Below are 13,494 nucleotides of genomic sequence, written 5' to 3'. Positions count from 1 at the left end.
GACACCGCCGAAAGGAACGATTGCTATGAACAGCACGAAGGTGAAGCAAGAGACCGTTGCGGACTATCTGTGCATCCGCATCTTCGGTGGCCTAGGCAATCAAATGTTTCAATATGCCGCCGCCTTTGCTCAGGCGCAACGCACCGGCTCGAAGCTATTGGTGCATGCTGTTGGCTCTGATCGGCTCGAACATGCCAATTTTGGGCTGTCCGCCTTCCCCATCAGTGCCGATGTATGGGAACAGGAAGAGACCGAAACCGCCTCCCTGCTGGGCAAGTTGACCGGCAAGGCTCGACAGCAGGACCGCAAGAAAAAGCACGGCGGAAACTGGCCGGGGCCACGCTTCCAGCACGAGAGCCTTACGGTCACGGATGAGATCCATGCCATCAAAAAGGGCACCTATCTTGCGGGTTATTTCCAGTCCGAGGACTATTTCGCCTGCGAATCGGATGCCATCCGCCGGGAGTTCAGCCTTGCGTCGCTTGATGAAGCCCTTGATCCGGGGAGCAAGGCCCGGGCGGAGCAAACCGGCTCGGTTTCGGTTCACATTCGCCGGGGAGACTATCTCTACGACCCCAAGGTTCTGAAAATCCACGGCATCATGGAAGATGACTATTACGAGCGCGCGCGCCTTCTGATGCAAAAGGCAGTGCCCGATTGTCATTTCTGCATTTTCTCCGATGACCAGGACGCAGCAGATCAGTTGACCCGTGACTGGCCCAATCGGACTTTGATGCCTGAGGCGGACCGGATGCACGATCTTGCGCTCATGACCAAATGCAGTCACCACATCATCGCCAATTCATCCTTCAGCTGGTGGGGCGCGTGGCTCAATCCAAATGCGGACAAGCTTGTGATCGCACCGCGCCGCTGGTACACCCGCGACCATATGCTGACCACCTACATTGACGACATCTGCCCGCGTGGCTGGATCCTCGTCTGAAAGCACAGCCATGCGGATCTTTCTGATCAACCTCGATCGTGATGCCGATCGTCTGGATTACATGAACGGAGAGCTTGCAAAACGGGGCTTTTCTGCCGAACGGATCCCTGCTGTCTACGGTTTGGATATGCCTCAGCGATTGAAGCCGTTCTTTCTGGATGAGCAAGCAGAGATCGACAGCGCCATGAACCGCGGTGAGGTTGGCTGCTACGCCAGCCATCTTGAGATCATGCATCGCATTGTCGAGGACGGCATCGATGAACCGGTTTGCGTCATGGAGGATGATCTCGAATTTCATGACGGATTTGCCGCGATGGCGGAAAACCACACCAAACTGCCCGGTGATTGGGAAATCGTGCGTTTGTCCAATCCGCCAAAGGCTGCGGTGAAGCCCATCGCGTTCCTTTCCGATGGCCTTCAGGTCGTGAAATACTGGCGCGTGCCCAACAACACCGGCTGCTATCTGATCAATCGGTCCGGAGCGGAGAAGTTCCTTAGCTACCGAACCTTGCGCAAACGACCGGTCGATGAGGATCTGCGCCGCCCGTGGGAGCATGGCCTCAAGACCTACGGTCTTCTGCCAGCGCCGGTGACCTCGAACATCTTTGATTCCACGCTGACCGCCATCGGTGGTGACCGGTCCTTACCCGGGCGCAAGCGTTTCAAGGATGCGGGAGGCTCGCCCTTTTCGGCCTGGACCTATCGGATTTCAGAATTTGGGCTCACAACGAGCCTGATAGCACCGATCAAGACCATGCTTGGCCGCAGGCGCAAAGGTCAGGTGCCTTTTCTCAAATAGGTGTCTTTTCTCAAATTGGTGTCTCTGCGGCAACGGGCTTCATTTTATCTGGTTGTCCGGACCGTTTGATACCAACGGCATTTAATTCTGACCTTCTTGAGCCCATTTTCTCATACCTATTGAATGGATGATGGTTGGGTTGGCGGAGAGGCTCTTCCATGCTTGGCAACCAGCATCAAGAATGGCGGCATAGTCTTCGAAGACCCGATTGGACAGGAAGGTACCGCGCAGATACTGCCAAATATTCTCAACTGGGTTCAGTTCCGGTGATTTGGAAGGCAACAGGAGGATGGTGATATTCTTGGGCACGTTGAGTCTGCTTGTCGTATGCCATCCGGCACGATCCATCAGCACCACGGCATGAGCGCCGCGCGCCACTGTCCTTGAGACTTCTTCGAGGTGCATTTGCATGGCCTGTGTATTTGCAAAAGGCATCATCAATCCCGCGCCAACGCCACGCGCTGGACATATTGCACCGAACAGATAGGCATTTTTATATCGCTGATCGGCTGGCAGACGTGGTCTGGTTCCCTTTTTTGCCCATAGTCGGGCCAGTCCATTCTTCTGACCAAGCCTAGCCTCATCTTGCCACCAAATCTCGATGGGCTTGTTCTTTGGCAAATGGCCTACATGCGCTGCCAACGTTGCGGAGAAGTTTTTTTGAAAGCATCAATGACTTCAGGCTTTTGTTCTGGATGTTGAGGTCGACCAGATATGCGCACATACCCCATGCGGCGCAAAAGATCCCGTACTCCACGTTCCTTGTAGGAGACCCCAAACCGCTCTTGGATCACACGCACCAGATCCTGGCTACGCCAGACAGAGACGCCGTCCTTCTCAGGATCAGGACCGGTTTCAACGATAGCAACAAACTCTTCGAGCTGTTCTGGGCTCAAGCGCATGGGAGCGCCGGTTGCTTTGATGTCGACAAGACCATCGGTGCCTTGCTCATTGAAGCGAAGAACCCAATCTCGCAAAGTCTGGCGGTCCATACCGCCGACTTTGGCGGCATCAGCACGGTTCATGCCGTCATAGACAGCCGCAATGGCCAGTAGGCGGCGGCTCTGTTTGGCATTGCGGCATCCTTTGGCAAGACGGCGCAAACTATCGGCGTCAAAAGCATCGCTAAGAATCAAAGCGGCAGACATGGCAAAATCTCCTTTGCCATGTTGAATCACGCCAGTGCTAAAAATGGAATCCCTAAAGAGTCAGAACTTCACGCCCTTGGTATGACACACGGCTGACAAGAATTCCCGCGTCAAAAGCTGTTTTCTGATTTTCGTCGAATCTATAAGATGTTTCTGATCTTTGTCCCGACATAGAATTGTCGCATCACCCGTCAGTGAAGACTCTGGGCGCGGCCTGATTTTTACAAAATTTCTTGCGAAAGACTCTGGCGGAATAAATGATTAACAAAGTGTTCCCTGTGAAGACTCTGTGGATAATAAATCCTAACGAATGGTTAACAGGAAATGTCTTCTCCAATATTTACATTATAAATAAAATTTTTTCGATGACTCGAGTCTTTCGTCAAACATTTGTTATACGGTCGATATTACTTTTGCCACAATTGAAAAAGTGTGATTCCATAAGTTTATAATTGTTAACCTTTCGGTATTCATGATGCGATATCAGCCAGCCTATATTTATCCGGGCTCTCAGAAGGTGAACCGAAATCCGGTTGAAATTTCCACCTCCTGGCAATTCCCGAGCCTCAAGTTCGACGTGAGTCAGCACAGTTTCGTGCGTCTTGCGCGCTTTCTGATGGTGGTTTTCGGCATGCTGCTTCTGATCGTCGGCATGGCGCACTATTTTACAGCCTACACCGCTAAGAGCTGGGATCAGGTCTCTGCGACCGTGACCCGTGCAGAGGTGGTCCGCACCAAAAAGGACTCTGGTGCTCCGGTCTTTTCCGCCCGGATCGAATACAGCTATGTCAAGGATGGAAAGACATTCACCGGAACGCGCGTGTCGCTTCGTCCGATCCGCTCTTTGTCACCCGGTGAAGTCAAGCGCTCGTTGGCTGGCTATGCGGTTGGACGCACGATTCTCGCACACGTCAATCAGGATCGGCCACACAAGGCCTACCTCAAGACGCATCCTGAGCGCTATCTCTACGGACTCATCCTGCCGGGATTGTTGCTTTTGGCTCTGAGTTTGGCGATCGGGCAAGCGATCTACATGCACACGCTGCGACAGCGGCGAAAAGCATGGCGCTTCGGCGATTTCAAGGCACCCCAATCCGGCGTCTCGTGAGGCTTCAAGCCCGGCCCTGCTTTGAACAGACTGCCTCGACATGAGCTGTGTGGCTGCACCAGTGCTTGCAGCCCAATAATGCGCTGATCAAATCAAGCCTTCGAGCGTTGCCTATTTCACGTGAATCAAATCAAGATGTCTCTCAGGGCGCAATTCAGGCGGAATGGCGTTACAAAAAAACGGCTGTCGAGGGTGCCCGCACAGCCGTTTCCTGAATTTCCATAGGCGTGTTCAAGAGCCTCGAGGCTCTTGAACGGTCTGATTAGCTGCGTGAGGCAAGAGCCGCCTCGATTTCGTCAATGATCGACAAGGCAGTCATGGACCGTTTGCGGGCCCCCAAAATCGGACGACCGACCACCAGATAATCCGATCCTTCCGAGATCGCACGGCCCGGTGTCATGACGCGTTTCTGATCGTCTGCACTGGTGCCTTCCTGACGGATGCCCGGGGTTACAATGGCCATGTCGGGACCGACAATCTTACGCATGGCAGCCGCTTCCTGAGCGGCACACACGATCCCATCCATACCGGCTTGCCGCGCAGCCGTGGCACGCTTGGCCACGAGGTCTTCGGCTTTGGAACTGTAACCTGCTTCCTTGAGGTCCTCGTCATCCATCGACGTCAGCACCGTGACACCCAGCAGTTTGAGGTCGCTTTTACCCCGCCCGGCGACAGCAGCGCGCATCGCACTCGGATAGGCATGGATCGTCAGGAACTTAGCATCCAGGGCGCGAATGGATTCAACGCCCTTTTCGATCGTGTTGTCGATGTCGAGCAGCTTCAGATCCATAAAGACATTGTTCTCGGCTTCAATCAGCTCCTTGGCCAACTCGAATCCGCCCGCATAGGCGAGCTGGTAGCCAATCTTGTAGAACGAGACACTGTCTCCCAGATCCATGACGATCTCGCGAGCATCTTCCACGGAAGATACATCAAGGGGAACAATGAGACGGTCTTTGGCTGGGATGGAAAGGTTCGACGTCATGGGGGAGTGCTCCTTTGTTCTTCATTTGCAAAGAGCCATAGCACCGGTAGCGGATCTGGTCCAGATCCACAAGAGAACTAGCTGCGGCCCTTATGCGGATTCAAGCGGTTTGAACTTTTTGGCGGTTTTCATCAGGCTGGAGGCACAATCGGCAAGAAAACGCGCCTCTCGGTCCCCGGTCAGATCCCCCTTGTCATCAAAGGCAGTGCTGGCGGAGGCGATGGATATCTGTTGTGGAATGCAAAAGGCGCCCAAAGCGACCAGTATGTCGCGCAAATGGGCCAGCGACCGCGTCCCGCCCAGAGCTCCGGGAGAGGCAGCACCAATGGCAAACACCGGAGAGCGGAATGCATGGCGCGATTCGGGCGGCACGCGGGAGATCCAGTCGAGTGTGTTCTTCAGCAAGGGAGTGACGGAACCGTTATGCTCGGGAGATGCGAGGAATATGCCGTCCTGTCGGGCAAACAACCTGGCAAGGCGAACGGCATTTTCCGGCAGGCCCTTTTCGGCCTCGTCGTCGGCATTGAACAGGGGCAGTGGATAGTCCGTGAGCGACAGGAAGGTTACATCCATCTCGGAGAGACTAAGATGTTTGGCCATTGCTCCGGCAAGGGCCTGATTGCAGCTACCAGACCGCACGGAACCAGCCAGACAGAGGAGACGAGGAATCTGCATTGACATTCCTTTTCTTATAGTCCCGTTACGCGCCATTGGTGAGTTTGGAAGCATACCCCAAACCCTGAAATGAAACTCACGCGGCAGGCCGTCTGTAGACCCAAACACGCGCTGGCGGCAGGTTGCCAATAATCCAGTTGCTGCTCTCAATGCAGAACGCGCCATCCCCTTGCGGGACGGGCGGCACCAGAGCGTATGAGAACTGTATGAAGGGAGCGCCCGGGGACAGGGCATCAAGGCACAGTTCGATCAGGCGTCTACGCATCGGCTTGGGTTGATTGAAGAGCGGCAGACTGGACACGACAGCAGACAGAGGCTGGTGAATGTGGGCCTGCCGGATCGCTTCGAAATCATAGGCGTCGCCCTGAATGACCGTCGCACCGGCGAAGCGATCTTTAAGAATATCGACGAACTCGTCAGAATATTCGACAGCCAGGATGCGGGACGGATCGACACCGTGATCAAGCACGGCCTGTGTTACAACGCCTGTTCCCGGCCCCAGTTCCACGACCGGGCCGGTATCGTCGACATTGATGTAGGACGCCATCTTGCGGGCGAGCGCTGGGCTGGACGGTGCAACGGCCCCGACTTTGAGCGGATTCTCGAACCATTGGCGCAAAAAGCGGATTTCATCTGGCAAACGGTCGATGACAGGGTGGTTGCGTAGTTGTTTGAGCATCTAGCCCTCAAAGAAGACAATCAGAGCATGCTCCATAAAAGCGCTTCACACGCTCGAACAATGCCATGCACTGAAACAATGGCTTGAGTGGCTTTCACGGATCCTTCAATCCGTCAAAACACCCTCCATGACCCCGATGCCAGACAAACTGGACATCTGATTGGGCCCGATCACCTCCCCCAAAGTGCTTCATGTGGGATGCAATCTGACCGCTTCTTTAAGATGTAGGCGGGTTTTACGCCGAATGAAAGACCAAACCGGACTGAGCGATGCGTTTTTTTACCCTCATTATATAAAAAAGGGGGAGGCGCTCGATCAGCACCTCCCCCTTGCAACAAAACTGGGAATTCTTACTCGGCAATGCGCTCGAAGAAGTCCTTCACCTTGGCAAAAAAGCCATTGCTGTCAGGGTGATTGTCCGCATGGGTCAGCCCTTCGAATTCTTGAATGAGTTCTTTCTGCCGCTTGGTGAGCTTGCGCGGTGTTTCGAGCTCAACCTGAATATACATGTCGCCATATTGCGGGCTGCGCAGTACAGGCATCCCCTTGCCCCTGAGGCGGAACTGCTTGCCGGTCTGGGTTCCTTCCGGCACACGGACGCGGGTCTTGCCGCCATCCACGGTCGGAACCTCGAACTGGCCGCCCAGAATGGCGGTGGTGATCGAAATCGGGACGCGGCAGAAGATGTCCGCACCGTCGCGCTGGAACAGATCGTGCGGCTTTTGCGTCAGAAAAATATAAAGATCGCCCGGAGGGCCACCTCTCACGCCGGCTTCCCCTTCGCCTGACAGGCGGATGCGGGTGCCATCTTCGATCCCGGCGGGGATGTTGACCGACAGAGAGCGGTTCTCGGTTGTGCGCCCGACACCGCCGCAGCTGTCACAAGGATCTTCAATGAGTTCCCCCCGGCCATGACAGCTCGGGCAGGTTCGCTCGACCGTGAAAAAGCCCTGAGTTGCGCGCACTTTGCCCATGCCACCGCACGTCCGGCACGGTTTGGGGCTTGTACCGGGCTTGGCACCGGTTCCCGAGCAATTGTTACAGGTCACCGATGTGGGAACCTCGATCTCGGCGGTTTTGCCATGGAACGCCTCTTCCAGCGTTATATCCATGTTGTAGCGCAGATCAGCGCCACGCTCGCGGCCGCGAGACCGGCGACCACCACCCATCATGTCGCCGAAGATATCTTCGAAGATATCGGACATGGATGAGCCAAAGTCAGAACCAAAGCCCTGCCCCATGCCACCCTGTTCGAAGGCGGCGTGGCCATAGCGATCATAGGCAGCCCGTTTCTCGGCATCCTTCAGAATCTCATAGGCTTCATTGAGTTCCTTGAACTTGGCCTCCGCCTCCGGATTGCCCGGGTTGCGGTCCGGGTGAAACTGCATCGCCTTTTTGCGAAAGGCACTTTTCAGTTCCTTGTCGTCAGCCCCGCGGGACACCCCGAGCGTTTCATAAAAATCGGCTTTAGACATAATTGCGTGATCCACCTGTTAAGCGTTAGGTCGCTACCCTGTTAACATCATGTACCGGCTTTTCTGCTCGCGGCTCAAGGCCAAACGGTGCAAGAATCTGCGTGATCCGGTTGCGCCAGAGACATGCCGTGCCGTGTGCCTTGGCAGCCACACGCATGTCTTTATGCCGGGTTTTGTCGCCCAGCACGGTGAGTACGGCTTCCGAAACGTTGCCCGTCACCGTTGCATCGACCACCAAACCGCTCTTGCCGTCGACGATCGCTTCGGGAGCGCCTCCGGCGTCGCCACTGATGGCGGGCAACCCCTGAAGCGCTGCTTCGACGTAGGTAATGCCGTAACCTTCCCGCTCCTCGACAATCTGGCGTCCTGGCTGCAGGAAAAGGTCGGCACTGCGATAAAGCGCTGTTTTGGTCGAATCCTCGATCCAGCCCAGAAACTCGACATGATCCTCGACATCGAGATTTTTCACCAAAGCCTGAAGACGGTCCAGATCATTGCCAATACCGGCAATGGCCAGTTTGGCTTGAGGATGATCTAGAAGGATGGCGGGCATCGCGGCAATGGCCTGATCAAGGCCCTTCCAGTCGATCAGGCGGCAGGTGCTCAGAAGGCGTGGAGAATGGGATCCCCAGATCGCCTCAACGCGGCCTTCGTCTTCCGCCATCGGCTCCACCGCCTCGAAAATCGGCGGGTTGACGATGCTGGATGGAACCGTTTCGGGTGTGAAAGCCTTGGCCCTATCCTTGGTTTCCTGCGAATTGAAGACGATGTGATCAGCCTTTGACAGCGCTGCCTTGATGCGTTCGGCCTTGCCGCTCACATTGGGAAACTCGTTGCCATGCGCCCAAGTTACGATCGGAAAGGGAAACGGGGGGCGGAGAAGCTCGAGGCTTTTCCACGTGTCCGCAAACAACCCTTCGATGCTGTTGTCTTTGGCAAGCTGCATCACGCGCCGTGCTTTGCGCCAGCGGCGGATTGGACGGGGGCCGGAGAACCACTCCACCTTATAGGGTAGATTGGCACCTTTGGCCCATGTGCGCGCATCCTTTCCGTCATCTGCCAATACCAGTACCTCATAGCCTGCCCGGGCGATAGACTCCGCCGTCCCGGCCAGCAAATTCTGGATGCCACCGGTTCTGGGAGGAAATGCCTGTGCAGTGATAAGGATCATGGCCTGTCCCGGTTTTGAGGAAGTCTGTGTCTTGCATCCCTTTGACGCAAAAGCCGACGCCAATGTTGGTGACGCCGGCTTTTGTCATCGGGTCTCTACAAAGCCACAGCCCTTGTGCTTAGGAGCGTTTCTCTTCGTCGTCCTGGACTTCTTCGAAGTCGGCGTCGACGATGTCATCTTCCTTGGCAGCATCGCGGGCAGCGTCGGCTGCTGCGCGGGCTTCCTCTTCGGACTGCTGATCCGAATACATCGCTTCGCCCAGTTTCATGGATGCCTGAGCCATGGCTTCGGTCTTGGCCTTGATCGCTTCGAGATCGTCGCCTTCCAGAGAAGTTTTCAGCTCTGCAATGGCGGCCTCGATGGCGGATTTGTCGGCTTCCGAAACCTTGTCGCCGTAGTCGGCCAGAGATTTCTCACCGGAGTGAACAAGGGCTTCACCCTGGTTCTTGGCTTCGACCAGCTCCTTGCGTTTCTTGTCGGCTTCAGCGTTGGCTTCGGCGTCCTTGACCATCTGTTCGATCTCGTCATCGTTGAGACCGCCAGAAGCACGGATGGAGATTTTCTGTTCCTTGCCGGTGCCTTTGTCGAGAGCCGACACATTCACGATGCCGTTGGCGTCGATATCAAAGGTCACTTCGATCTGCGGAACACCGCGCGGTGCTGGCGGAATGCCGACAAGGTCGAACTGGCCGAGCACCTTGTTGTCAGCCGCCATTTCACGTTCGCCCTGGAAGACCCGGATCGTCACCGCATTCTGATTGTCATCAGCGGTGGAGAAGACCTGGCTCTTTTTGGTCGGGATCGTGGTGTTACGGTCGATCAGGCGAGTGAACACACCACCGAGGGTTTCGATGCCCAGAGACAGCGGGGTCACGTCAAGCAGCAGAACGTCTTTCACGTCGCCCTGCAGAACACCGGCCTGAATGGCAGCGCCCATGGCGACCACTTCGTCCGGGTTCACACCCTTGTGCGGCTCTTTACCGAAGAACTGTTTTACCGACGCCTGAACCTTGGGCATGCGGGTCATGCCGCCGACCAGAACGACTTCGTCGATTTCCGAAGCGGAAAGACCGGCATCCTTGAGCGCTGCTTCGCAAGGTTTGATGGTCCGTTTGACCAGATCGTCAACCAGCGCTTCGAATTTGGCGCGGGTGAGCTTCAGGGTCATATGTTTCGGACCGGATGCATCGGCAGTGATGTAAGGCAGGTTGATCTCGGTCTGCGTGGCAGAGCTAAGCTCGATCTTGGCCTTCTCGGAAGCTTCCTTGAGGCGCTGCAGAGCGAGATTGTCCTTTTTCAGGTCAATGCCGCTTTCTTTTTTGAATTCTGCGACCAGATAGTCGACAAGCCGCATGTCGAAGTCTTCACCACCAAGGAAGGTATCACCATTGGTGGATTTCACTTCAAACACACCATCGCCGATTTCCAGAATGGACACGTCGAAAGTACCGCCACCAAGGTCATAGACCGCGATGGTTTTGCCTTCGTTTTTGTCGAGGCCATAGGCCAGCGCTGCAGCGGTCGGCTCGTTGATGATGCGCAGCACTTCCATGCCAGCGATCTTGCCGGCGTCTTTGGTGGCCTGACGCTGGGCATCGTTGAAGTAGGCAGGAACGGTGATCACAGCCTGCGTCACGGTTTCGCCAAGGTAGCTTTCTGCGGTTTCCTTCATTTTCTGAAGGATGAACGCCGAAATCTGGGAAGGAGAGTATTTTTCACCCTCGACTTCGACCCATGCATCGCCGTTGTCGCCTTTGACGATCTTGTAGGAAACCAGATCCTTGTCCTTGGCCACGGCCGGATCGTCATACCGACGACCGATCAGGCGCTTGACCGCAAACAGGGTGTTCATAGGGTTGGTAACGGCCTGACGTTTCGCAGGCTGACCGGCAAGGCGCTCACCATCGTCGGTGAAGGCAATCATCGAAGGCGTGGTACGTGTACCTTCCGCATTCTCGATTACCTTAGGCTCTTTGCCATCCATAATGGACACGCACGAGTTGGTCGTGCCCAAGTCAATACCAATGACTTTGCTCATCTTATTTCTCCTTATCGGCAGGCCGGTCAAACCCTTAAAAAGCGGTTAGTAGGTGCCGATGAAATCGGCCCGACCCCCATGAAGATGCGCGTTTCCGCGCGGGTTGGACTTATATTCAAGGGGACATATAAGGCTCGCGTCTGCTTCCTGCAAGGCGCAAACCCCATCTAAACGAGCATTTTCGGCGATCTTTGATCGTCCAAAACACTCAAACCGTTTTTGGGGCCCATCCCTCTGGAGCCGGAGGGCTCTTTCAGGATACGGTCCAGATCGCTTTCGCGATAATTTCCAAAATGTGGCACTCCTCATATAAGAGTGCAGCGGCAAAATAAAGAGGGGCATCCCGTTAAAGGCAGGTTAAGCGGAAAAAATCCCCACAGCGATGTGAGAATCTGCTTGATAAAAGCATCTTTGCATCTCCTCGTTGTCATCGCGCTCTTTCGAACCAACCCATCAGATGGAATTCCGCTTTAAAAAAATCAAGCTTGGTTCTTGCGCTTTTTGCAAGTCTTCTCATTGTCCAGCCTGCCAGTGTGATGTCTGCAGCCGCCCAACAGGTCCACACCCCGGAAAGAGGCGACCCGCAACGCAAGCAGATTCTCAATGCCATCAAGCCGGTTCTCGAGGTGCGCGTGGGAAAACCGATCGAATGCGTGGTCAACTCAACTCTTTAGCCAGTTTCCCCCTGCCTTTATCAATCCGTGAACTTGGCCTTGATCTTGTGTGAGGCCGGATGCGGCTCTGCCTGCCTGCTTGCCCGTCTGCACGCACGCGGCCATTCGATCTTGAATGACAATTGCGCTTGGTTCCCGACATCCCCACATCAAGACAACCAAGGTTTTTGCAAAATAACGAACGACGGATTACCAAGGACCGGATACCATGCAGCTTCATTCGCCCTTCCTCGATCAGGATGCCCAGAAGGCGCTCCTTGCCGACATCCGGAGTGTGGTTGCCAAGGCTCCGCTCTTCACGCCCACCATGCCGCGATGGGGACGTCCGCTCTCTGTGCGCATGTCCAATTGCGGCCCACTGGGCTGGCTGTCAGACAAATCCGGCTATCGCTACGAGCCGGTGCATCCGGTGACCGGTGAGCCCTGGCCTGCAATCCCTGAGAGCCTCATCGATATCTGGTTTGAACTCACCGCCTATGATGCGCCTCCGGAAGCCTGCCTGATCAACTATTATAGCCCAACCGCCAAGATGGGATTGCACGTCGACAATGACGAAGACGACCGTGATGCTCCGATTCTGTCCCTGTCGCTCGGAGATGATGCGCGATTTCGGCTGGGGGGATTGGAACGAAATGGGCCAACAAAGAGTTTTCTGCTAAGGTCGGGCGACGCCTTGTTGCTCGATGGAGCGGATAGAATGGCCTATCATGGCGTGGATAGGATCTATCCGGGCACCAGCGCGCTGCTGGCTGAGCCGGGACGAATCAATCTCACTATGCGCCGGGTGACGCTCCCGTTCAGATCAGCGCCGTGACCAACCAGAGGCAAGAACTAAGTGACCGAACATAAAAAGAAGGCGATGGCCTTCATCAACGAAAACAGCGGCACTTTCCAGATGCTGAATGTCGGTGATGTTGAGCGCATGATCAAAAGCAGGTTCAAGGCGAGCGGTCACGACGTCACCATTTACACGGCACCGGGCAAGGAGCTCATCGAGGCCATGCAGAAATCGGTGAAAGAGGATGCGTTTGACATTCTCATCGCCGGAGGTGGGGACGGCACCATTTCCGCAGCTGCCGATCTTGCCTGGCGTCATGGCAAGACACTGGCGGTGGTGCCTGGCGGCACAATGAATCTCTACGCCCGCACCTTGGGGATTCCCCTCGACGTCGAAACGGCAATCGGGGAGCTCGCTGGTGGCCATGCCATGGCCTGCGACATTGCGACAGCCAATGGCAAATCATTCGTGCATCAATTCTCGATCGGCCTTCACCCGAGAATGGTTCGCATGCGAAACAACATTGCCTTTGGCGCGCGCTTCACAAAGATGCTTGCCAGCGTCAGGGCCTATTGGGGAGCGACCTCTCAGATTCCCGTCCATGAAATGACCATTCGGATCGACGGTGAAGACTTCGAGCGAAACATCAGCGCCCTGTCGATCTCGAACAATCTCTACAGCAGTTCCGCTCCGCCTCATGCGGAAATTCCCGATGGCGGCAAGCTGGGTATCTATATGGTCGGCGCGATGAACCGTGGCGATGCGCTTACCCTTGGCGCTGATCTGTTTCTCGGTCTGTCGGAACAAAATGAAAATCTCGAGGTCCGGACCGGCCAGAAGGTAGAGATTATCCTTCACAACAAGAAACACGCTTCCCGCTGTGTTCAGGACGGTGAACTCTATTCCCTTCCCGATCAGGTCGCTATCGAGCTACACCCCAAGGAGCTCAATGTTCTGGCAGTAGAAAATCCGGTCCACGCCTAAAAACCACCGGGACCGCATTCGAAGGCTTGCGCGAGAC

The 13,494-nt window shown here is 55.4% G+C and carries 13 protein-coding genes; 6 read left to right on the top strand and 7 right to left on the bottom strand.

All coding sequences use genetic code 11. The features are described 5' to 3' along the window. The first annotated feature begins 25 nt into the window (after positions 1–25). Together CPH65_RS03290 and CPH65_RS03285 are read left to right on the top strand one after the other, a co-directional pair. Entirely contained in the window at positions 26–943 is a 918-nt protein-coding gene (locus tag CPH65_RS03290) for an alpha-1,2-fucosyltransferase (RefSeq protein ID WP_096172113.1), read from the top strand. Beyond that, positions 924–1,742 carry a glycosyltransferase family 25 protein gene (locus CPH65_RS03285; RefSeq protein WP_172891445.1) on the top strand — a complete coding sequence of 273 codons (819 nt, stop codon included), beginning with the start codon at positions 924–926 and terminating at the stop codon, positions 1,740–1,742. Before CPH65_RS03290 ends, CPH65_RS03285 begins: the two co-directional genes overlap by 20 nt. A gap of 81 nt (positions 1,743–1,823) precedes the next feature. On the opposite strand, the gene CPH65_RS03280 is transcribed toward CPH65_RS03285, so the two are convergent. Further along, positions 1,824–2,890, bottom strand: a protein-coding gene (locus CPH65_RS03280) for an IS630 family transposase (RefSeq protein WP_096171592.1) whose coding sequence is annotated in 2 segments (ribosomal slippage) — positions 1,824–2,386 and positions 2,386–2,890 — 1,068 coding nt in all. Because the reading frame shifts where the segments join, the coding sequence is not laid out codon by codon here. Between the two features lie 475 nt (positions 2,891–3,365). On the opposite strand from CPH65_RS03280, the gene CPH65_RS03275 reads away from it, so the two are divergent. Continuing rightward, on the top strand, positions 3,366–3,998 hold the full coding sequence (locus CPH65_RS03275; RefSeq protein ID WP_172891444.1) for a DUF3592 domain-containing protein: 633 nt from the start codon (positions 3,366–3,368) through the stop codon (positions 3,996–3,998). Positions 3,999–4,260: 262 nt separating this feature from the next. Here the strand turns inward: CPH65_RS03275 and pyrF are convergent, their stop codons facing one another. The 6 genes from pyrF to dnaK form a co-directional block, all read right to left on the bottom strand. After that, entirely contained in the window at positions 4,261–4,983 is a 723-nt protein-coding gene (pyrF, locus tag CPH65_RS03270; protein WP_096172110.1) for an orotidine-5'-phosphate decarboxylase, read from the bottom strand. Positions 4,984–5,073: 90 nt separating this feature from the next. Continuing rightward, positions 5,074–5,658: an NADPH-dependent FMN reductase gene (locus CPH65_RS03265; protein WP_096172109.1), complete on the bottom strand. Its 585-nt coding sequence runs from the start codon at positions 5,656–5,658 to the stop codon at positions 5,074–5,076. Positions 5,659–5,734: 76 nt separating this feature from the next. Further along, a complete protein-coding gene (locus CPH65_RS03260) occupies positions 5,735–6,337 on the bottom strand; it encodes a class I SAM-dependent methyltransferase (RefSeq protein WP_096172108.1) in 603 nt (200 codons plus the stop codon). Positions 6,338–6,687: 350 nt separating this feature from the next. Further along, positions 6,688–7,812 (bottom strand): molecular chaperone DnaJ, encoded by a 1,125-nt coding sequence (gene dnaJ / locus CPH65_RS03255; protein ID WP_096172107.1) that lies wholly within the window; start codon positions 7,810–7,812, stop codon positions 6,688–6,690. 25 nt (positions 7,813–7,837) lie between these two features. Then, positions 7,838–8,983, bottom strand: coding sequence for a glycosyltransferase family 4 protein (locus CPH65_RS03250; RefSeq protein ID WP_096172106.1), 1,146 nt, complete (start codon positions 8,981–8,983; stop codon positions 7,838–7,840). 118 nt (positions 8,984–9,101) lie between these two features. Then, a complete protein-coding gene (gene dnaK / locus CPH65_RS03245) occupies positions 9,102–11,021 on the bottom strand; it encodes a molecular chaperone DnaK (RefSeq protein WP_096172105.1) in 1,920 nt (639 codons plus the stop codon). Positions 11,022–11,506: 485 nt separating this feature from the next. On the opposite strand from dnaK, the gene CPH65_RS03240 reads away from it, so the two are divergent. From CPH65_RS03240 to CPH65_RS03230, 3 genes are all read left to right on the top strand, one after another. Continuing rightward, positions 11,507–11,695 carry a hypothetical protein gene (locus tag CPH65_RS03240; RefSeq protein ID WP_096172104.1) on the top strand — a complete coding sequence of 63 codons (189 nt, stop codon included), beginning with the start codon at positions 11,507–11,509 and terminating at the stop codon, positions 11,693–11,695. Between the two features lie 208 nt (positions 11,696–11,903). Then, positions 11,904–12,509: an alpha-ketoglutarate-dependent dioxygenase AlkB gene (locus tag CPH65_RS03235; RefSeq protein WP_096172103.1), complete on the top strand. Its 606-nt coding sequence runs from the start codon at positions 11,904–11,906 to the stop codon at positions 12,507–12,509. Between the two features lie 21 nt (positions 12,510–12,530). After that, positions 12,531–13,457: a diacylglycerol kinase family protein gene (locus tag CPH65_RS03230; RefSeq protein WP_096172102.1), complete on the top strand. Its 927-nt coding sequence runs from the start codon at positions 12,531–12,533 to the stop codon at positions 13,455–13,457. The last annotated feature ends 37 nt before the right edge of the window (positions 13,458–13,494 follow it).

It is taken from the genome of Cohaesibacter sp. ES.047, from assembly GCF_900215505.1.
Lineage (GTDB): Bacteria > Pseudomonadota > Alphaproteobacteria > Rhizobiales > Cohaesibacteraceae > Cohaesibacter.
This window is presented reverse-complemented; position numbering and strand designations above follow the sequence as displayed.

Coding starts and splice junctions, on each gene's coding strand:
- pyrF (WP_096172110.1), bottom strand. CDS start 4,983: ATGACGTCGAACCTTTCCATCCCAGCCAAAGACCGTCTCATTGTTCCC.
- CPH65_RS03275 (WP_172891444.1), top strand. CDS start 3,366: ATGCGATATCAGCCAGCCTATATTTATCCGGGCTCTCAGAAGGTGAAC.
- dnaJ (WP_096172107.1), bottom strand. CDS start 7,812: ATGTCTAAAGCCGATTTTTATGAAACGCTCGGGGTGTCCCGCGGGGCT.
- CPH65_RS03235 (WP_096172103.1), top strand. CDS start 11,904: ATGCAGCTTCATTCGCCCTTCCTCGATCAGGATGCCCAGAAGGCGCTC.
- CPH65_RS03260 (WP_096172108.1), bottom strand. CDS start 6,337: ATGCTCAAACAACTACGCAACCACCCTGTCATCGACCGTTTGCCAGAT.
- dnaK (WP_096172105.1), bottom strand. CDS start 11,021: ATGAGCAAAGTCATTGGTATTGACTTGGGCACGACCAACTCGTGCGTG.
- CPH65_RS03265 (WP_096172109.1), bottom strand. CDS start 5,658: ATGCAGATTCCTCGTCTCCTCTGTCTGGCTGGTTCCGTGCGGTCTGGT.
- CPH65_RS03290 (WP_096172113.1), top strand. CDS start 26: ATGAACAGCACGAAGGTGAAGCAAGAGACCGTTGCGGACTATCTGTGC.
- CPH65_RS03250 (WP_096172106.1), bottom strand. CDS start 8,983: ATGATCCTTATCACTGCACAGGCATTTCCTCCCAGAACCGGTGGCATC.